We start from the raw sequence: 20,864 nt of genomic DNA on the forward strand, positions 1-20,864 counted from the left end.
GTTTATCTTTTATTTATTCTCATCATTGTCACCAATGCGGTGGCGGCATGCGTTTCCTGTTCACCGTTGCGGGTGAAGATGTCGGCCTGCACGATAGTGAGCGTGGCGCCGGCTTTGATCACTTTTCCTTTTCCGATGAGGAGCTCGCCTTTGGCCTGGTTGAGGAAGTTGATCTTAAATTCTACCGTAACGAAGTATGGATCTTCTGCGGGGATGGTGGTGGCGCTGTATCCGGCCACTACATCGGTGACGCCGGCGATGGCGCTGCCGTGGAAGATGCCGGATGGCCGCAAGGTGATATCACTGGGTGGCATACTGATTTCGAAATATCCTTTCCCTATGCCGGTGATGGTGGCGCCATACATGGCCATTAGTTTTTGTCGCCCGAAGCTGTCTCTTACCCTTTGTTCTATTTCCGGTGCCAGCGGTGTTGTCATGTATTGTAATGTTTGATCGTTTCGAAATGATGCCGGTAGGTATGCAGCCATTTTTTCTCGTTATCCCATAGCAGGTCATATTTCTGATGGCGCAACAGTTCGTACAGTTTTTTGATGGGAGGGTGTTCAGGAGCGTATCGTACCAGAAATTCCAGTGCGATGATGATCTCCGTTTTACCGCTGCTGTCGATGGCTTCTACTGCGCGTTGCTTTGCCAGCAATTGTTTCACCCGTTTGATGATGGGAGCGATGGCGCTTTCATTGCCGTATCTGACAACGCCGGTTAGTGCGGTGAATTTATTTTTGCCTTGTTCCAGTTGACTGGTGAAGAAGGGCAGCAGTGAGTCGTCTGACAAGGCGAGGATGGCATGGAGCGCTGTGCCGGACACTGCTTGCTTTTTATGGTCTACTAATTTCATCAGAGCGGGGATACACGCTTTGTTACCGCTGGTGGCGATGGCGGCATTGGCGTATATCAGGTCGTATTCGTCGTGACTGTTTTCGATAATTTCCAGTAGCGCTTGTGTAGCTTCATCGCTGTTACAGTTGCCCAATGCTTTGATGGCGCTCTGCCGTACTTGCCAGGTGCTACTTTGGGTGGCATTGATCAGCGGTGAGAGATCAGTGCCGGCGGGCTTTTCCAGTGGCGCGATCATATCCAGCAGGGTGGCGCAGACATATCTGTTATCTTCCTTCACTATGCGGCTGATCAGAAAGGTAGTGATATCAGTATTGCCGGTATTCCTGGCGATATGCCCGAGTATGAAATAGGCCCGGTCCCTCTTTTGTGCTGTTTTCTCTGACCCGATGAAATGTGTCAGCAGCGGGATAAAGTTAGTATCGCTTATTTGCTCTGCTTCCCGGAATGCTGCCCAGGAGGCGCTCTCCGAGCTGCTATGCCCGGGCGCCAGGGGGAGGTCGCGGCTACCATTCATGCGATCGATAAGGTCCTGTAAATAATCTTCCATTATCTTCAAATATAAGGGGATAACATGGCATACAGAAAAAATGATACATAGAAGACGAGGCGTTTGGCAACGCCAACAGCTGCCCGCTGTTTTTTTGTAACGAGTAAAACTGTTGCAAAGCAGCGTCCACACATACAAGCGACGTTATGTTGAACAAGCGCCATTGTTTCTCTACACGGCGCTGCCGTGCCTCGTCTATTTCACTTGGAGTTTTATGGTTGGTTTGACAATAATTGTTAAGGGTTATTAATGTCATCATTATTTATATACTTCCAGACGTGGAGGCCGAGGAAGATCAATACTCCAACCAGGTTTAAGAGATACATTGTCACCATTGCTAGTTCCATGATATACAGGTTAATTAATTGATCATGTAACAAAGCTACGGGTGTTATTAATGTTTTCGGGAGAAAGTAGCCAGAAAGGGAAATGCTCGGTACAAACAGGCTTTTGCTCGGTAAATTTGTGCTAAAACATCTTGTGTTTCATTTGTGAAAGGAAGTGTTCTCTGTAGTGATAACCGATCGGTATCTGCGACATCCCTTCACCCAGATTTGCCGTTTCTGCATCGATTGATATGATCTTTTCTGTAGCGATGATAAAAGACCGGTGAATGCGCAGGAAGGCCGGCTGCGGCAATTTAGGTTCGAAATCCGCAATGCTTCCGGCTACCAGTGTCTTTTGTGTACCATGATGGATTATCACATAGTTCTTGACGTTCTCCAGGTAAAATATCTCATGCAGGAAAACCTTTATCATCCGGCCTTTGGCGCCACTCTTTACCAGGAAGAACTTTCCTTCTCCGCTCCGCGGCGTATTTAACAGATCCCGTATCCGCTCCATCGCCTTCAGGAACCTCGGCAGCGAAATGGGCTTCAGCAGGAAATCAAGTACGCCAAATTCGTAACCGTCGAAGGCGTATTCCATGTGGGCAGTCGTGAATATGATCTTACATTTGTTATTGATAAGACGGGCCATTTCCAGCCCGGTAATGTCCGGCATCTGGATATCGAGGAATACCAGGTCGATCTGCTCCCGCCGGATGATGTCCAGCCCTTCGATAGAGTTTTGCGTGGCAGCTATCAGGGATATATAATCCACTTTTTTCACATGGTGCTGCAGTACTTCAATAGCTGATATTTCATCATCAATAATTAGGCTCTTGATCATGTTGTATGGTTTTTGGTTTTAACTTAACAGGGGATTGAAACATCGATGCTGAAATTGTCGGCCTCATCACGTACGTACAGGTTGTAATTGCTGCCGTATTCGATGGATAACCGTTTCCGGACATCGGCGAGACCGATGCCTTGTGAGCGCCAGTTGGGTTTGGGGGCTTTTTTGTTGGAGACCTGCATCCTCACTTTGCTCCCTTCTGAAAGAGACAAGTTAATGACGAGTGGGCTGTGTCTCCTGATTTCACCGTGTTTGAAAGCATTTTCCACCAATGTTATAAGGATGAATGGGATGATCCTTTTATCATGACAATCAGGCGCTGATTGAAAGTCTACGTCTATATCATGCCGGAATCTCAATTTGTTGATAGCAATTAAATTGTTTATTTGTTCAATTTCTTTCCTTACCAGCACCTTGCCATCTGAATCAGGTTCGGCAACAGAATATCTCATTACATCTGCAAGTATTATTATGTTATCCGCCAAATCTTCTGATACCGATAAAGCCCTTGAATAGAATATGTTGAGAACATTATGCAGAAAGTGCGGATCCACTTTGGCTTTGAGGTAAGCATATTCAGTTTTTAGCTGTTCGTTTTCTAAACTAACTCGCCTGTTTTCAATTCGAACTGCTTCTTTCGTATACCAGAATCCAAAAGCATAAAATGTGTAGTGAAGCCACCACCAAAAATTCATGGCAAAAAATGCCGGGTATCCGTAGTAGAGCGGAGGAAGACCAAAATGAGGAGATATCTGAGTGTAAAATACTACCTTAATTGCAAAGGATAAAATAAGTACCAGTATTAGCAGTGTTGCAAATACAATATATTTTTTGGGCGAATAGAATTTAGGGAGAATGAAGTAGGCAGTGCTATAGAAAATTGCTGCTGCGACAGAATATTTTCCGAATGTATCCGCCAGATATACATTTTCTCCTTCGTTTTGAATATAGAAGATCGAATAGTTTATTGCAACGAATACAATCCAGAAAATTAGGTGGTAGAATAATTTGGGGACATAGAGTTTCATAGCTTTAACTTGGAATATTGATTTCTGGCTTTCATATGGTTCAGAATTGAGGGTTAAAAATGATAATTTTATTTACAAAATAAAGCTACAGATTCATCTCAACCCCTCCTGAAAAACTAGCTAAAAAAGGTTTTGCGCATGCCAGAAAGGCATATTCTCAGTAATTATCCCTCCCTTCAGCATCCCGGTTCATACTAATATAAAGAAATTTTTAATAAGCCTCCACCGAAAAGGGGAAGGATACCATCAATACGCTATCCATGCTCTATACAGGGAGCAAACAGGGAGCAAACAGGAAGCAAACAGGAAGTAAACAGGAAGCAAACAGGAAGCAAACAGGCAGCATCCCCTCACTACTCCTTCGCCGCCGGCACCCAATCCGGCGCTGCGCCGATCGCCTGCCGCAGCATCATATTCAACTGCCCTGCATGATGCTGCACATGCCGCATATTATATAACAGCAATTCCAGCATGGCGAAAGTTTTGTCGCCATCGATCTCTATCCATTTGTCGGCAAGGATTTCGGGGTTGAGGCTCATGATCAGCTGATGGCATTTCTCACGGCTGGATTGCAGGTAAGCGAGCAGCTCCTTTTTGGTGTAGATACGGTTCGGCACAATATCGTCGACGGCTTCTGCCGGGATCGCGCTTTCAGCGCAGAGCGTGAAAGACAGGGGAGAGGAAAGTGCTTGCGCAGGATAGCTAAGGTAGTAATCCAGGAATATAAGGGTATGATAGGCGATATAAAAAAATCTCCTGCGGGTATCCCAATGTTCATCGGGGTACATGGCGATGGCGTTGCCAAGCATATCTATGCTGGCGCCAAATTGTTTCCAGAGGGTTTCTTTGAGGAACGTGATCATATTTCATGGAATTATTACACGTAGAAGATAGCTCATTTCACCCGTATTTGGCCTGTTTTTAAAGAAAGATTAAAACGGGATAATGACGAAATTAATAAGCAGTTAGAAAACGGTTATAATTCTTTTAATGTTTATTAAGCATTATTCAATCCTTCTAGTTTTGTGTCGAATTCATTACTGATATGAATATTTTATTGCTGGAGGGAAAGCTCAATCTCGCCGAGTCTATTATCAAAAAATTGGAGGCGCAAGGCTACAGCGTTGATTTTGCCCGTGATGGCATCAACGGCAAGAAGATGGCTTTAACCAATAAATACAACCTGATCATTTTAAATGCCGAACTGCCCGGCATCAGCGGGCTTGAAGTGTATAAGAGCATTCGCAGACTGAAAATTGAAAGCCCTGTGCTCGTGCTTTCCGACAGACAAAAAGAACATCTCAGCATGTTGCAACATATCAGCGAACCGGATAACTACCTCGTCAGACCGTTTCACCTGGACGACCTGCTGATGCGGGTGAGCATCGCCTGTAAAACGCAGCCACCGGAAGATGCAGACAAGAGCGCACACCTGGAAATCAACCGGCAAAGCCGCTCCGTGATAAGATCCGGCGTTGAAATATTCCTGACCAATACCGAACTGGCTTTATTGAAATGTTTCCTGGCCAATAGAAACAAAGTGCTTTCCCGCGAAGAGATAGCACGGAATGTTTGGGGGGCAGACTTCGATAACCGTACCAACCGGGTGGGCGTATATATAAAATACCTGCGGGATAAGATAGATCGCGGATTTCCGCAGCACTTTATCCATACCGTTGTAGGAATGGGATACATCTTGAAAGACGATTGATACTTCGTTTCATTATTTATTTTTTATGCTGATATCTAAGAGAATGATGTCGGGCGGTAACCTCTTGTCAGTGGGCTGCCTGATAATGATCATGCTATTACCTGTGAAAAGGGCCACTGCACAGGATTTAAAGCAACAAGACCTGACACTGACGCTCTCCCAGGCAGAAAGCATGTTCCTGCAAAAGAACCTGCTGCTGCTCGCCCAGAAATATAATGTAGATGCCGCCAAGGCACTCATTTTACAGGCACGCCTGTGGCCCAACCCGAACTTCAACATCGCACAGGGCGCCTACAACACCAACACTAAAAAGTGGTTCGAGACCGATAGCGCCAATGGCGAAACGGCCATCCAGCTGCAACAACAGATACTGCTGGCCCGTAAGATCAACAAACAGGTGAAGATCGCCAAAACCAATTATGAGCTGGCTCAGTACAATCTCTTCGATCTCCTTCGTACTTTGAAATATGTGCTCCGCAGCGATTTCTTCAACATCTATTATTTACAGCAATCGCTCAAAGTATATGATGAAGAGATCAATGGATTGATGAGAGTAGATACCGCCTTCTTACAACAGAAGAGCAAAGGTTATATCGCGGAAACAGAAGTGATACGCATCCGCGCGCAACTCTACAGCCTGCAAAGCGAGAAGAATGATCTGGTGAACCAGATAGAAGATAAACAGAGCGAGATGCGCGTGATGCTGCTGCTGCCGCCTACTGCGCACATCGTGCCCACGCTGGATTCGGAAACCGTGATCCGCCAGAACCCGATGGGATATCCGCTGGCCACCCTGCTCGATTCTGCACGTCAGAACCGTACCGACCTGATGATCGCCCGCACCACCCTTACGCTCAGCGAACAACAGTACGCCTATCAAAAAGCGCTGGCTGTTCCGGACCTCACGCTGGGACTGGCTTATGACAAGAACGGCAGCTATATCCATAACTTCAACTCAGTGGGCGTAGGATTCAATATCCCCATCTTCAACCGTAACCAGGGGAATATCCGTGCTGCAAAAGCTACCATCGAAAATAGTAAAACACTGTTGGAGAATACCGAGAAAACGCTGGATGAACAGATATTCCGGGCCATGCAGAAAGCCATCGCTTCAGACAAGCTGTACACCGGCATGGACGCCTCTTTCCAGAAAGATTTCTCCCGCTTGTCGAAAGCCGTTTATGAGAACTATGTGAAACGCAATGTGCAGCTGATCGACTTCCTCAACTTCTATGATTCATACAAACAGAACATCGTTCAACTGAATTATATATCATTTAACAAGGTCAATGCCCTGGAGAATCTCAACTTTCTCACCGGCACTAATTTCTATAACAAATAGCTACTTCAAAAGACGGAACATATGAAAACGTTATACCAGGCAGCCGTTATTGTTTGCACGCTCGCAGGAATGGCCAGCTGCAGATCCGGTGAAAAAGCGGATAACAACAGCAACGCAGGATTTACGCTGTCAGACTCCCTTTACAAAACGCTCAACATCTACACGGCGCAATCAGTGGAAACAGAGAACCTCTTGCAACTGAATGGAAAGGTCACTTTTAACGACGATAAGGTGATCCGCGTGTACCCGCTCATCAGTGGCACCGTGGAGTCAGTGAAAGTGCAACTAGGCGATATCGTTCACAAAGGACAGGTGCTCGCCGTGATGCAAAGTACAGAGCTGGCGGGCTTCAGCAACGATCTCGTGAATGCCAGAACCTCCCTGAGCGACGCCAAGAAAAACCTGGACGCAACAGAAGATCTGTATAAAAGCGGTATCGAATCCGCCAAAGACCTCCTCGCTGCGCAGAACGCCTATGCCAAAGCGCAATCAGAACTGCAACGCGTGGAAAGAGTATTACAGGTGAATGGCACCAACGGCAATACTTCACAGTTTGAAGTGAAAGCTCCCTGCGATGGCTTCATTGTTGAAAAATTCGTGACAGATAATATGAAGATCAGGCCCGACAACGGTAATAATCTCTTCACCATCTCCGACCTTAAAAAAGTGTGGATCATCGCTAATGCTTACGAATCCGATATCGCAAAGGTGAAGATGGGAGATAAGGCCAACATCACCACGCTCACTTATCCTGATAAAACATTTCCAGGCACGGTAGACAAGATCTTCAACGCATTGGACCCGGTGAATAAAGTGATGAAAGTGAGAATGCAACTGGATAATCCAGGATACCTGCTTAAACCGGAGATGTACACCAACATCATGCTGGCCAGCTCCGTGAGCAGGGTGAAACTGCCCGCTGTTCCATCTAAAGCCATCATCTTCGATAACAGCAGGAACTATGTATTGGTGATAAAAGACAAGAGCAATATACAGATCAGGGAAGTGAGAACCGGGCAGACGATCGATGGCAGCACCGTGATCGTCAGCGGCGTGGCCGACGGAGAAAAAGTGATCACCAATAATCAACTCTATATCTACCAGGCATTGAATATAAACGGTCGTTAATGGCTGCGAATTACCTGAAACTATTAATGGCTCTTTATGAAAAAGATTGTTGGACGGCTGATAGCGCTGTCGCTAAAAAATAAGGTCTTCATTTTCTTCTGTGTGGCGGTGCTCGTGGCGGCTGGCATCTACAGCTTCAAAAGCACGCCCATAGAGGCATTCCCGGATGTGACCAATACGGAGATCACCATCATCACCCAATGGCCGGGCAAGAGCGCGGAAGAAGTAGAGCGCTTCGTGACCGTCCCTATCGAGGTGGCGATGAATACCGTGCAGAAGAAAACAGATGTACGTTCTACCACGCTCTTTGGCTTGTCGGTAGTGAAGCTGATCTTTGAAGATGATGTACAGGATTTCTTCGCACGGCAACAGGTGGTGAACGCATTGCAGAGCGTAAGCTTGCCGGATAATATCAACCCGCAGGTACAGCCGCCTACCGGCCCTACGGGCGAGATCTATCGCTTCACGCTGCGCAGTAAAACACATTCGGTGCGCGAGCTGAAAACATTGGAAGACTGGGTCGTGGAACGGCAGGTGCTTTCCGTGCCTGGCGTAGCCGATATCGTGAGCTTCGGCGGCGAGGCAAAAACTTATGAAGTAAGCGTAAACCCCAAGAAGCTCGCGGACCTCAATATCACGCCCTTGCAGGTGTATGCAGCATTGTCGCGCACGAACCTCAATGTGGGCGGGGATATCATCGAAAAAAATTCGCAGGCGTATGTGGTACGTGGTATCGGTCTGCTGAACAATATACAGGAGATCGAAAATGTGATCGTCGATAACCAGAACGGTATTCCTATCCTGGTGAAGAACGTGGCAGAGGTGTCGGAATCGCACCTGCCGCGGCTTGGGCAGGTGGGCCGCGATACCGCGGATAATGTGGTGGAAGGTATCATCCTGCAAAGAAAAGGAGAGAACCCCAGCGAAGTAGTGAAGAATGTGGTAGAGAAAGTGAAAGAGCTGAATGAAAGCATCCTTCCGAAAGATGTGCGGCTTGATACTTACTACAATCGTCAGAACCTGATCGATTATGCCACACACACGGTGTTGCATAACATGATCGAAGGTATTATCCTGGTAACGGTAGTGGTGTTCCTCTTCATGGCCGACTGGCGCACCACGCTGATCGTGGGCCTCATCATTCCTTTGTCGCTCTTGTTTGCCTTTATCTGCCTGCGTTTGAAAGGAATGAACGCTAACCTGCTATCGATGGGGGCGGTAGATTTTGGTATCATCATAGATGGAGCGGTGGTGATGGTAGAAGGGATATTCGTAGCCCTGGACGAACTGGCGCATCGCGTGGGCATGGAGCGTTTCAATAAATTATCGAAACTGGGCCTCATCAAGAAAACGGCTGCCGATTCCGGTAAATCTATCTTCTTCGCCAAACTGATCATCATCACTGGCCTGATCCCCATCTTTTCTTTCCAGAAAGTAGAAGGAAAAGTATTCTCTCCTTTGGCTTATACGCTGGGCTTTGCCTTGCTGGGCGCGCTTTTGCTCACGCTCACATTTGTGCCGGTGATGACCAGCATTCTGTTGAACAAAAATGTAAAAGAGAAACACAATCCTTTTGTGGAGTATGTGGTGAAGGGGCGTTTGTCGATGTTCGACTGGGCGCAGCGGCATAAGCGGCTCTCTTTGCTGATCTCGGGATTTGCATTGTTGGGCGGCCTCTTCGCCTTCCGTTTCCTGGGCACGGAGTTCCTGCCGCAACTCAATGAAGGCGCTCTCTGGGTGCGCGCTACGCTGCCCATGAGCGTTTCGCTGGACGAGTCGGTACAGGCAGCCAACCGGATGCGCGGCATTCTCAGGGAGTTCGATGAAGTGAAACAGGTGGTATCACAAACAGGGCGACCGGATGATGGTACAGATGCTACCGGTTTTTATAACATAGAGTTTGCGGTGGATCTTTATCCGAAAGATGAGTGGAAGCGGAAAGAAACGAAAGAAGACATCATTGCACGGATGCAGCAACGCCTCGCGATCTATCCCGGCGTAGTGCTGAACTTCTCGCAGCCTATCATGGATAACGTAGAGGAAGCGGCGTCGGGTGTGAAAGGTTCCATCGCAGTGAAGGTGTTTGGTGAGAATATCGATACCATCGCCAACCGTGCTACGCAGGTTTACAACCAGTTGAAGACAGTAAAAGGTATCGAAGATCTTGGCGTGATACAGAATATCGGTCAGCCGGAACTCAGGGTGGAGCTGGACGAGAACAAGATGGCTACTTACGGCGTTGCCACTGCCGATGCGCAGGCCGTGATCGAGATGGCGATCGGTGGTAAAGCGGCTACGCAGATATATGAAGGCAACCGTAAGTTCGACCTGCGGGTGCGCTACATGCCGGAATACCGCAAAACGGAAGTGGAGATCGGCAAGTTGATGGTGCCTACCTTGCGCGGCACACAGGTGCAGTTGAAAGAGATCTCGCGCATCACGATGAAAACAGGTCCTATCCTCATCTTCCGCGAAAAGAACAGACGTTATGCCGCTGTGAAATTCTCTGTGCGCGGCAGGGATATGGGTGGCGCCATTGCGGAGGCGCAGGAGAAAGTGAATAGTCATGTGAAACTGCCGCCAGGCTATCAATACAAATGGGCGGGCGATTTCGAGAACCAGCAACGCGCCACGGCCCGATTGCAGGTGGTGGTGCCGATTACGCTGGTCATCATCTTTGTGTTGCTGTTCATTCTCTTCGGTAATATCAAGGATTGCAGCCTGGTATTGCTGAATGTGCCTTTCGCTACCATTGGCGGTATCCTGCTGTTGCTGATGCGCGATATGAACTTCAGTATCTCTGCCGGTATTGGTTTTGTGGCCTTGTTCGGTATCAGTGTGCAGAACGGGGTGATACTGATCACGAAGTTCAAGAGTAATATGCAGATCAAGGGGATGTCGTTCCCGGAGGCGATACGAAACGGTGTGCAGTCGAGGATCAGGCCTGTTATCATGACGGCAATGATGGGCGCCATTGGTTTGATACCAGCGGCTTTATCGACCGGCATTGGTTCCGAAACCTCCCGGCCGCTGGCTACCGTGGTGATCGCAGGTTTGATAACGGATATCATCTTCGACCTCTTTGCGTTGCCGGTGATCTTCTATTATGCTTACCGCAATACTGATAAAAAACGATTATCATAACATAGGCTAGCAGAATAACCCCGGGGAGGCATGTGCTGGTCACGTGCCTCCTTTGTTATTTTAAAGATGCAACCATTTTCTATGGTGGGTGTCTTTGGTGTATTTTAGTAGATTCGCGCCATGAGAAAAATATTTTTTTTGTTACTGTTAGCACACCAGGGCTGGGCACAACCCATGATGAAACCCGCTGGCGACAGTCTTGTTACTTTTAACCGGCAGCTTCAGCCCAACGAAATGAAGCAGGACCTGCAAGTACTCCTTGATATTCGTAAACAGGCCAATTCCGGTTTGTATACCTACCGGAGTAAAAAGGAGATCGATAGTATTTACAAATGGGCTTTCGGGCAGGTACGGCGGCCGATGGGGACCATCGACTTTTTTAAGATCATTTTGCAGTTGACAGATTTTGAGGGCAGCTGCCATAACTACACGGAGCCATCGGCCGAGCTGGTGGCGTATCTCAACCGCCAGCGTGCTTTCTTTCCTTTTGCGATGAAGTATATCGAAGGGCAGATGATCTTCAACAGCAAAACTGACCAGATACCGGCAGGATCACGGGTGCTGAGCATCAATGGAGTAACCGATAAGGAACTGATGTCATCTTTTTATAAATACAACACCACAGACGGTTATAACCAGACGCAGAAATGGTCTGCCAGTGTAAACCGGAGCTATGGCCTGCGTTACCTTTATGAGTATGGTTTGCAGGATAGTTTTGCAATCCGTTTCACGGCGCCGGGGGCTACGAAGGTGCAAACGGTAACCGTGCCAGCGGTGTCGCTGGACCAGCGGAACAAGAACCTGCTAGCGCGTTACAGTGCACCGGTGGACAGTCTGATCGATTACAAGGTGCAGCCTAAATATAGTTTCAAAATGGTGAACCCTTCCACGGGCTTGTTGAGCCTGCGGATATTTACCATGGCCGATGATGCTAATGATCCTGCTTTCCCGGTATACGTATCGTTTATCGACAGCGTATTCAAACTGCTGGATACTAACCATGTTCCTCACCTGGTACTGGATATCCGCGGTAATCCCGGTGGCAGTGATCCCAATTTTGAGCAACCAATGATGTACCTCACAGATACCAGTTTCAAAGAGAACGTGATGGCCTATACGATTTTTGGTAATGATATTCCTTATGAAACATATTTCTGGGGCACTGCTACTGCTACAAAGATGGATTCTGCTGCCAAGGCAGAGGGGAAGCGGACTTTGAAAGATTATTTTCCCGCATTCCACGATGGCCGGAGCATACAGGATATTAAACACAACCCGGTGTATCAGCCCAAACGCCCGGGCTTCAAAGGAAAGCTGTACCTGCTGATCGATGAAGACGTAGCTTCTGCGGCATCGCACCTGGCTTCATTAGTGAAGGCCTATGCACGCAATGTGACTATTGTGGGCGTGGAAACGACAGGAGGGTACTATCGCCACAACGGGCATATGCCATTGGTATATGAACTGCCGCATTCAAGGATAAAAACGAAGTTCTCCATTGTGAACGTAACGCAGGATGCGCCGCTGAAGCCTGATCAGCCGCAAGGAAGGGGCATTATTCCGGACTATACGGTATGGCCATCCTTCACCGATTTTATGCAGCAACGTGATACACAGATGGAGTATGTGTTGAAGCTGATTGCTGAGAAACCATAAAAAAGAGCTGACCATTGTTCAGCTCTTTTTTAACGGACAAACAGGATGGAGAACGCATGCTCTCCCTCCTGTTGTGAAGATTTAATAAGTTATTTTTTTGTGCACAGTACCATTTTCATCGTAGAACAAGATCTCTGGTTCATTTTTGTCGTTCACGATCATCTCCAGTCTTAATTTCCCTTTGTTGTCGCGCAGGAAAACGCCCGTACGTTTGTTGTATTGCCCGGCAACCATACGAACCGTGCCGAATACGCCTTCTTGTATCAGTTTGTCAAATGCTTTGCTTTGTTGGGCGGAATCTTTTATATGGGCGCGAATGGAGTCGATGGTGGTCATGGTGATATCAATCGGGTAGTCAGCACGGTCATAGACAGTTAGCCCCTTGTATTCATTTCCATTCTGTTGCTCGTAGGCGAGCTTGACGGTCTGGTCCTGGTTGTATTTGTCCAGGGTCATGCCCAGGTCGCTTTCACCATTGCCATCTTTTCCTTTTTTGCCTGAGAAGGTAAGGCCACCGCATTCTATACCTTCTGTGTTGTAGAACATCAAGCCGGCGCCAGTTGCTCCCTCGCGGCTTAGTTTTTTGCCCCTAACGATAGCCGGTGGTATGTTTTTGCTGTTGAACAGCGCAAGACGGACGGTGCCATCTGCTTCTACAATATCAATTTTCTCAGCGCGTAAACTTTTAACGATATCATCTTGCGATTTGCGAAAGCCGAAGCCGATAAAGGCAAAGATCAGTACAGATGAGACAATGGCGTATATACGAAAATAATTCATCTGGCGACGAAGCTGCAGTACTTCTTGCTGTAATTGTTGCATGGTGAGGATAAGTGTTTTTAATGAAAGGTCCGGCAAGTTACAGCATGACTATATTTTCGGCAAAGGCGACATGAAAAATCACGTTTTTCCGTTAGAAAAACAACTAGAATAGTTGAGTGGATATTGCCGAAGATGCCCCGGATGCCTGTATGGCCGAAAATTGAAACATTTTTTTATCCCGCAATAAAAAAATTGTATTTTAGAAACAACGACAATGAAAATATTTGTTTGCAGCCTTCAACACGTTAACTCAAACCCATGAACGCTATTATCCTGGCGGCAGGGAAAGGAAGCAGGTTATTGCCCCTGACCACGCACACGCCGAAACCCTTGGTAAAAGTAGGTGGCCAGCCTATCATTGAAAGACAAATTGAATTTCTACTGGCAAGAGACGTTTCAGAAATATATATTGTGACGGGCTATATGCACGAACGGTTTTCTTATCTGAAAGAGAAGTACGGGGTACATCTGGTGTATAATGATGCCTATGAACAATGCAACAACATCTACTCGCTCTGGTTGTGCCGGGAGTATCTTTATGAAACTTATATTATAGAAGGTGACGTTTATCTGAATAAAAATTTCCTTCAGCAGCATCTTACTGGATCGGCTTATTTCACGGGTATTAAACAAGATATTGCCAGGGAGTGGGTGATTGAATTTGATAATCACGTTTATAATATTATCAATGGTAATCTCACCGAACTCGGCGAAGCCCGGTGTAATGCAGGAGATTATATTATGTCGGGTATATCGTTTTGGAATGCGGAAGCTACCGCTTTTATAAAGAAAGAGCTGACGGACAGGATAACCGCCTATTTGAGCGGGGTTGCTCCTGATATCGGAAATCAGTACTGGGACCAGATTGTGATAGATAATATTCTCCTGTTACATATCGCAGTGATAAAAATTGCCTCTGATGATTGGTTTGAAGTGGATAAAATAGATGACCTCAAATTGGCAGAAAATAATCGAATCACATCAGTTGTAACGCTTAAGTAGTTTCCCATGCAATACCCGTTTCCTATTCCAACGTATATTATTCTCAACGAAAAAAAGTATCCTGGTATTGAGGCATATGCCAGAAATACATTCGCCGACCGCAACGAGTTTGCAGTGACGTTTTGCAACGAGCGTGAGAGTGAAGGGTGGTGGAACACCGTAGCCCGTATCCTTCGCGGCTTGCCGGACGATGGACCTGAACTGGTGCTGATAGGCGAAGGCGATCATCTATTTACTGCCGATTATTCTCCAGCATACCTGGCTGAGAGTATCAATGCTGCAAAGCATATGGATGCCGATATTCTGATTGGCGGCGCCAGCAGCTTTGATAATGCGATAAGGGTGGCAGAACATTTATATTGGGTAGATGGTTTTGATGGTTTTCAGTTTATTATCTTCTTTCGAAAATTCTTTCAACCGGTATTGGCAGCTACCGGCGGAAGTGGCGATGATGTTAACTTGAAAGCATACAGGCCTCAGGGACGCAAGCTGCTCGTTCATCCATTTGTGTCTATTCGCCGCGATACAATAGACGCAGGAATAGCCCGCAACATGTTTGAACACAGCGCCGCCAAGGTAGATAGCATTAACAAGATTTCCAATTATTACAGGCTCTTATCACGTACTCCGATCGGACTGAGTACAGAAGATATGGAGCAGGTTTGTATCCCTACATATGTTATCAACCTTCCCGAAAGAGTAGAAAGGCGAGAACATATCAGGAATGAATTCAATGGAAGAGACGAATTTGAAGTGACGATCGTTCCAGCCTGCAAACACAAGATCGGCGCTGTTGGCCTATGGCAGACCATCAGGAAAATATTGGAGATCGCTTCAGCTGGCGATGACGACATCATTATTATTTGTGAAGATGATCATCAGTTCACAGAATCCTATTCGAAAGAACTTTTTCTCCGGAATGTGGCAGAGGCCTATAGTCAGGGCGCCGGGCTGCTGATAGGAGGGATCGGACACTTTACACAGGCGATACCTGTTACCACCACCCGTTACTGGATTGATGTTTTTTGGTCAACACAGTTCCTCGTGCTTTTCCGAAAGAGCTTCGACAAGATTTTATCCAGTGAGTTTGACGACACCGTAACCGCAGACGATTTTCTTTCTGAAATCATCGATGAGAAAATGGTCTTTTTCCCCTTTATATCCATTCAGAAAGACTTTGGGTATTCCGATATTAGCAACAGGAATGAAATAAGGGAAACTCCAGATATTTTTACGCGTTGCGAAAACCGTTTAAGACATACGGTACATATTCACGAAAAGCATGGATTCGTTCCGGAAACATAAATACCCGGTTGATCCTCCAGGAATTTTGAACATTATGCTTATATATAAAATACGTCAGGAGCGTGTAGATGGCTTGTCCCCTATACCGATTCATGGAATCAAGTTGATTGATGTAAACAAAGTAGCGTTTGTTCCGGATGATCCGCTTCACTTGGATCGCGATTTCATGCGCAGCAAGTATGGATTCAGTATCTCGGGATATGAATGCGAATTATTTGCTACTCATTATCATATCTGGCAGCAGTTTGAACAAACAGATGCCCCCTATTGCCTGGTGATGGAAGATACAGCACACTTCGCTGAAACGTTTGGTGAACAGTTGAACAACATCCGTGAGATGCTTGAAGAAGACGGAGAATGGGATGTGCTTTTCCCATTTGAACCGGGTGAAGAGGGGAAAGTACCTAATCCACATTATCTGCTCGGATATTACTGGGGCCTGCAAGCCTATTTTATAAGCAGAAAGGGAGTGGCTGGATTGCTTGGCATTAAAGAGATCAGGCAGCCTGTTGATGAAGAGATATTGACAATGTCAATGGAAGGCAGACTGGAAGTGGATTGTACGCAGTTGGATTGTTTTGTTTACTCGGAAAATACACATCAGCTGAAGCAGAGGAATGATGCACTGAGAGAAGCGGCATTTATGATGGATGGGTGGTCGGTGTTGCATAAGCAGCAGATAAGGGAGATGATGCAGATCATCAGCCGTATTGCCATGGATCATTCAATAGATCTGGTTTTAAGTGATGGCTCTTTGCTTGGGCATATCCGGCACAACGGCATTATGCCATGGGATGATGATGTAGACCTGGCTCTGGACAAGGCTGCCTATGAGAAACTGCAGGCTTTGATAGCAGCCACGAGTGTTTTGAGGACAGGTTTCTTTTTTTGGGGAGATGAGCAAGTGAGATATGCAAAGATATGGTCTGATGAGGGAGAAGATATACCAGGTTTTTCCTATAAATTTCCTTTTGTAGACATCTGGTTTTATGAAGAAAGAGAGAAACAGATTATTTTTGAAAGCGGAACGGTTTATCCCCAAGAGATATATAAACCATTTAGTACAGCGGTGTTTGAAGGCGCCAGCTTTAAAATACCGCAAGATCCGTTGAAGTGTCTTGATATCAGCTATTCTCATTGGAGAACTAAAATTATTGTGTACCCATGGTCTCACCGGTTAGAGCGGGAAGACTTCAATCCCTTGCTGGTAGATATCTCTACAGACAGCTCGGGGAGAATGATATGGTAGGTTATGAAGCATGCAAAGATCAAAGTAAAAGTAACTTGTTTCTGGGAAGATAGCGTATCGCTGATGGAGGCTATCAAGCTCTTTTCCTTTGGCACTGGTAGCTGGAAGAACATCGAATTTGTGACGCACGACAACTATGATCGTCTGATTATATTAACCCATCCTTATCCCGGCTACGATTACGACCCTGCCCGGGCTATCACGGTATTAACGGAGCCACCGGATTCCAGTCATCATATTCCGCATGCTTCATCGGCGGTATTACCTGTGTACCTGGCGCTTCCATTCTGGAGTTGCATAGCGGCCAGACATCGCAATAAAATTGAGCGCTTGGGCTTGCGCAAACGGGAATTGTTTTCTGCTGTAACGAGTGAGCTGTACACGATGGAAGGGCATAAGCGGCGCCTGGAGCTGGTGTGTTTGCTGGATCATGCCATAGCGGCTGGTTTTAGCTTGTGGGGACGACCTTGCGGCATGGGACTGTTACCTCGCCTGCAGGCATATAAAGGTGAAATTATTGATAAGTATCAGGCATTATGGAATTATAAATATCATTTTGCGTGTGAAAACTCTTTCATCGATAATTATTTTACCGAGAAGTTTGTTGATCCTGTTATTGCTGAGTGCCTGTGTTTTTACGACGGATGCACCAACCTGGAATCTTTTGTTGATTCGAGAGCCTTTGTACGGATAGATGTGAGAAATCCGGAACAGGCGCTGGACGTGATAATCAGATCGATCAGGGATGGTGAGCGCGCTAAGAGGATCAGGTTTGTGAGAGAACAAAAGACACGGTTATTGTATCATTTAAATCCTTTGAATATTATTTGGATGGTAATAAATGAGCAGGATGTTTATAAAGCTTGTTTGCTCTGATCTGCTTGCAGCCACCATTTATTTGTTGGCAGCTGCCCGGAGATTGGCGTTCTCTTTCCGATAACCGGATGCAGTATTTTGATCACCGTATATTGGAGCGCTTTTTCCAGTCTGAGTATAGGCTCCTGCCACGGATGGAGTGCCAGTGAAAATCGTCCCCAATGAACAGGAAGCAGTATCTTGCTTTTCAGGTCTGCGGCGGCCATGGCCATTTGTTCAGGACTCATGTGAATATCTGGCCAGTTATTTCCATATTGTCCGCATTCAAGCGCCGCCAGGTCAAAGCTGCCAAATTGCTTTCCAATTTCCTTGAAATGGTTGGCGTATCCGGAGTCGCCACCAACAAAGATCTTATAGCCATGTATTTCAAGTACAAAAGAGGCCCAAAGTGTTTTGTTATTCGTGAGCCCTCTGCCTGAATTATGCCTTGCCGGTGTAGCGGTAAGTTTGATCTCCGGGGAGTGCACAGCTTTTTCCCACCAATCCAGCTCTATGATCCTACCAGGTGGAATTTTTAATCGTTCAAGGTAGGCGCCAACACCCAGCGGCATATAGAAGCTGGGGCCACTCTTAGCTAATCTCTTGATGGTGTTGAGGTCCAGGTGATCCTGGTGGTCGTGTGTGATAATCACCACATCAATAGAGGGTAAGTCATCAATATTTATTGAATCAGTTCCTGCAAATTCTCTGATCCTTAAAAGAGGAAAGAAAAAAAGGTTGTTGCTAAAAACTGGATCTACTAACACATGGCGTCCGTTCACGCTGATCAGGTACGATGAATGACCAAACCAGGTGATTTCCGGATCATGATGACCGTGTGTAGCAAGATCTTCCCGGACACGCAGGATAGGGTATGCCGGTTTTCTTGACTGGTGTTTTTTCAGGTACAGATAAATGAGAGAAAAAAAATTGGTGCCTTTAATATAAGTGTCAGTGGGGATCAGGTTCTGGAAGCGGTTATGCCGAAAGTTGCGGGAATTGTTTATTCGCTGCTGCCTTTCCCGTCTGGACTGAGTCGTATAATTGGAAACTATTCTAAGCATGAAGATTATTTATTTTAAACAGAAATAGAGCACCGCCGGGGGAATGCCTATTACTGCAAATTCTGTGCGTACGGAATTGAATACGCCATTGAAATATTGTGGAAAGTACAGAAAAGAAAGCTGGCGGAAGATGCCATCCTCTTTCAGCGCAGTATGGCAATCCATGATGAGATGGTTTCTTTCTTCAGGTTTGATAAATGAAAGCGGCAAGGTAGAAATAATCAGGTCAACAGAATTTTTTTCGACATAGCGAAGTAAGTGTACAGCCGAGTCATTGATGATTTGCAGCCTGGGATCATTGATCTTGTGCAGTACGTTGGCAAATCCCGGTTGGATCTCAAAGCATAGAAGTGAAGCGTCTGGCTGCATTTTTGAGAGGATACGCCTGGATACTTTTCCTGTTCCTCCTCCAAGTTCCACAATTGTTTTAGCTCTTTTGAAAGTATCATCATTAGTAAGTTTGTTAATTGCAGTTCGTGATGAGCTGATGAATGTGCCAGAAGTGCTGTAGCTCTTTAAGTACTTAATAAGGGACATAGTTGTGTAATTTGAATTTGATTAAATGCAGTAATATGCTGAGATTGCCGAGCCCTCGATGGTACCTGTTTGCGCCGTAGTTACCGAAGTTGGCGCCGAAGTGTACTTTCACTGCAGACCATAATGACCACAGAATATCCTGAAGCGCCTTGAAGAGCAGCATATTTTGCAGGTCTACATCTGCTATCGGCCTTGAGAGATATATATACAGGAATATTTCTTCTTCTTCTGTACTCAGATTGTTTTCTATACAATAAGAGGCGAGATCCCAGAACACATGGTTCATGCCTGCGTATTCCCAATCGATCAGATATGCTTTGCCGCGTGGTGTTAGCAGGATATTCTCAGGCACAATATCATTATGACACGGTACCAGCTCGGCAGAAGATGTAGGGAGAAGATGGCGGCAGATAGATGCAAGCTGCTGTTTGACGATCGGGAAATCATGGAAGAAAGGGATGTGATAATCGATCAGTACACTTTCGTAGAAGGATATCCTTTCCATAGGGTCAAATGTGTTTTTGAAAGTAATTCCGGATGCATGAAGGCGTTGCAACATTCCAGCTACGAGCTGCGATCTTTCTATAAAAGGACAACTTGATAGGGGGATGTTTTCTACGAACCTTGTTAGTTTAATACCGGAGATGGATTCATAATATATCGTCTCTACGTCAATACCAAGAGAGGAAATCTGCTGCAGCACATCTTTCTCTTCTTTCCGATCAATCAATAAGTTGGCGCCACCACCAGGAATTCTGTAAACATATGCGTCCTGTATAGTACATATTTTATAATTGAAATTGGTCATGCCATGCGGAAGCCTATCACAACTTACTACTTCTTCCAGCAGTATTGATTGTACCCGCGTGATAATGGTATCGGGGGAGAATGTGTTTGTAGTCATAGGAGATATCTGTTTTCGTGGGTTTCATTGTTCTGATTTGCGGGTGATCTGGGCTAATTACAACAATTTTTTTGGGTAAAACGTGCTTTATAAAAATAGAAAAATTAATGAATAGTTTTCCGTTTTTTTTTGCTTCTTATCTTACATCATTCACATGTGATTTCCCTGTAACCATTGATTTATATGGTGTTTGACAGATCAATTTTCCTTGAAAAAAAAATCAGCGCCAAAAATGAAATTTCAATATTATTTCACTAATTTCATTTTACTATCATGAAATAAAGATAAACCCGAAGAATCAAACCCTTAAAGAAATCAAATTTTATTTTTGACTTAAAAAATTGAAGTTGTCTTGTTACGAGCCCTGTGAAGACTGTAATCCATGCAGAGTGACCATTGAGACGGACCTTGTATAACCCGATCTACTTCATTAATAATATCATTAAAGCAGGTGATCGCACATTGTTCCTGAAAGTAAAGATAGCCGAACAGTGAAAATAAATAGTGAGGATAAGAAGGCCTTTGCATTATAACCT

Annotated in this window: 18 protein-coding genes; 9 read left to right on the top strand and 9 right to left on the bottom strand. The window is 45.8% G+C overall.

Annotated features, from left to right (window positions below; translation table 11 throughout):
- Positions 1–2: 2 nt before the first annotated feature.
- From FPG75_RS08570 to FPG75_RS08590, 5 genes are all read right to left on the bottom strand, one after another.
- The gene (locus FPG75_RS08570; protein ID WP_161596730.1) at positions 3–437 is read right to left on the bottom strand and encodes a PaaI family thioesterase; all 435 of its coding nucleotides are present in this window, start codon (positions 435–437) and stop codon (positions 3–5) included.
- Complete coding sequence (locus FPG75_RS08575; protein ID WP_143306373.1) at positions 434–1,405, bottom strand: HEAT repeat domain-containing protein; 972 nt, start codon at positions 1,403–1,405, stop codon at positions 434–436. The genes FPG75_RS08570 and FPG75_RS08575 overlap by 4 nt, the downstream gene beginning before the upstream one ends.
- Positions 1,406–1,873: 468 nt before the next feature.
- Entirely contained in the window at positions 1,874–2,575 is a 702-nt protein-coding gene (locus tag FPG75_RS08580; RefSeq protein ID WP_143306374.1) for a LytR/AlgR family response regulator transcription factor, read from the bottom strand.
- A 23-nt stretch (positions 2,576–2,598) separates the two neighbouring features.
- The gene (locus FPG75_RS08585; RefSeq protein ID WP_143306375.1) at positions 2,599–3,609 is read right to left on the bottom strand and encodes a sensor histidine kinase; all 1,011 of its coding nucleotides are present in this window, start codon (positions 3,607–3,609) and stop codon (positions 2,599–2,601) included.
- A 353-nt stretch (positions 3,610–3,962) separates the two neighbouring features.
- The gene (locus tag FPG75_RS08590) at positions 3,963–4,472 is read right to left on the bottom strand and encodes a DinB family protein (protein WP_143306376.1); all 510 of its coding nucleotides are present in this window, start codon (positions 4,470–4,472) and stop codon (positions 3,963–3,965) included.
- Between the two features lie 182 nt (positions 4,473–4,654).
- Here FPG75_RS08590 and FPG75_RS08595 point away from each other — a divergent pair, with 182 nt between their 5' ends.
- The 5 genes from FPG75_RS08595 (at position 4,655) to FPG75_RS08615 (ending at position 12,590) form a co-directional block, all read left to right on the top strand.
- On the top strand, positions 4,655–5,320 hold the full coding sequence (locus FPG75_RS08595) for a winged helix-turn-helix domain-containing protein (protein WP_143306377.1): 666 nt from the start codon (positions 4,655–4,657) through the stop codon (positions 5,318–5,320).
- 25 nt (positions 5,321–5,345) lie between these two features.
- Positions 5,346–6,662 (top strand): TolC family protein, encoded by a 1,317-nt coding sequence (locus tag FPG75_RS08600; protein WP_143306378.1) that lies wholly within the window; start codon positions 5,346–5,348, stop codon positions 6,660–6,662.
- A gap of 21 nt (positions 6,663–6,683) precedes the next feature.
- A complete protein-coding gene (locus tag FPG75_RS08605) occupies positions 6,684–7,790 on the top strand; it encodes an efflux RND transporter periplasmic adaptor subunit (protein WP_143306379.1) in 1,107 nt (368 codons plus the stop codon).
- Between the two features lie 36 nt (positions 7,791–7,826).
- On the top strand, positions 7,827–10,934 hold the full coding sequence (locus FPG75_RS08610) for an efflux RND transporter permease subunit (protein ID WP_143306380.1): 3,108 nt from the start codon (positions 7,827–7,829) through the stop codon (positions 10,932–10,934).
- A 138-nt stretch (positions 10,935–11,072) separates the two neighbouring features.
- A complete protein-coding gene (locus FPG75_RS08615) occupies positions 11,073–12,590 on the top strand; it encodes a S41 family peptidase (protein ID WP_161596731.1) in 1,518 nt (505 codons plus the stop codon).
- 81 nt (positions 12,591–12,671) lie between these two features.
- On the opposite strand, the gene FPG75_RS08620 is transcribed toward FPG75_RS08615, so the two are convergent.
- A complete protein-coding gene (locus tag FPG75_RS08620) occupies positions 12,672–13,412 on the bottom strand; it encodes a hypothetical protein (RefSeq protein WP_143306382.1) in 741 nt (246 codons plus the stop codon).
- 258 nt (positions 13,413–13,670) lie between these two features.
- Here FPG75_RS08620 and FPG75_RS08625 point away from each other — a divergent pair, with 258 nt between their 5' ends.
- Genes FPG75_RS08625 through FPG75_RS08640 form a run of 4 tightly spaced genes read left to right on the top strand, consistent with a single transcriptional unit; the run spans position 13,671 to position 17,844 of the window.
- Positions 13,671–14,414: a sugar phosphate nucleotidyltransferase gene (locus FPG75_RS08625; RefSeq protein WP_143306383.1), complete on the top strand. Its 744-nt coding sequence runs from the start codon at positions 13,671–13,673 to the stop codon at positions 14,412–14,414.
- Positions 14,415–14,420: 6 nt separating this feature from the next.
- On the top strand, positions 14,421–15,719 hold the full coding sequence (locus tag FPG75_RS26140) for a glycosyltransferase family 25 protein (RefSeq protein ID WP_201747914.1): 1,299 nt from the start codon (positions 14,421–14,423) through the stop codon (positions 15,717–15,719).
- Positions 15,697–16,968 (top strand): LicD family protein, encoded by a 1,272-nt coding sequence (locus tag FPG75_RS08635; RefSeq protein ID WP_143306384.1) that lies wholly within the window; start codon positions 15,697–15,699, stop codon positions 16,966–16,968. Before FPG75_RS26140 ends, FPG75_RS08635 begins: the two co-directional genes overlap by 23 nt.
- 3 nt (positions 16,969–16,971) lie before the next feature.
- Positions 16,972–17,844 carry a hypothetical protein gene (locus tag FPG75_RS08640; RefSeq protein ID WP_143306385.1) on the top strand — a complete coding sequence of 291 codons (873 nt, stop codon included), beginning with the start codon at positions 16,972–16,974 and terminating at the stop codon, positions 17,842–17,844.
- Here FPG75_RS08640 and FPG75_RS08645 read toward each other — a convergent pair.
- Genes FPG75_RS08645 through FPG75_RS08655 form a run of 3 tightly spaced genes read right to left on the bottom strand, consistent with a single transcriptional unit; the run spans position 17,823 to position 20,328 of the window.
- A complete protein-coding gene (locus tag FPG75_RS08645) occupies positions 17,823–18,887 on the bottom strand; it encodes an MBL fold metallo-hydrolase (protein WP_143306386.1) in 1,065 nt (354 codons plus the stop codon). The genes FPG75_RS08640 and FPG75_RS08645 overlap by 22 nt on opposite strands.
- A gap of 9 nt (positions 18,888–18,896) precedes the next feature.
- Complete coding sequence (locus tag FPG75_RS08650) at positions 18,897–19,424, bottom strand: class I SAM-dependent methyltransferase (protein ID WP_143306387.1); 528 nt, start codon at positions 19,422–19,424, stop codon at positions 18,897–18,899.
- Positions 19,411–20,328, bottom strand: coding sequence for a choline kinase family protein (locus FPG75_RS08655; protein ID WP_143306388.1), 918 nt, complete (start codon positions 20,326–20,328; stop codon positions 19,411–19,413). Before FPG75_RS08655 ends, FPG75_RS08650 begins: the two co-directional genes overlap by 14 nt.
- Positions 20,329–20,864: the final 536 nt, after the last annotated feature.

The organism is Chitinophaga vietnamensis (genome assembly GCF_902167635.1).
In the GTDB taxonomy this organism is placed as follows: Bacteria; Bacteroidota; Bacteroidia; order Chitinophagales; family Chitinophagaceae; genus Chitinophaga; species Chitinophaga vietnamensis.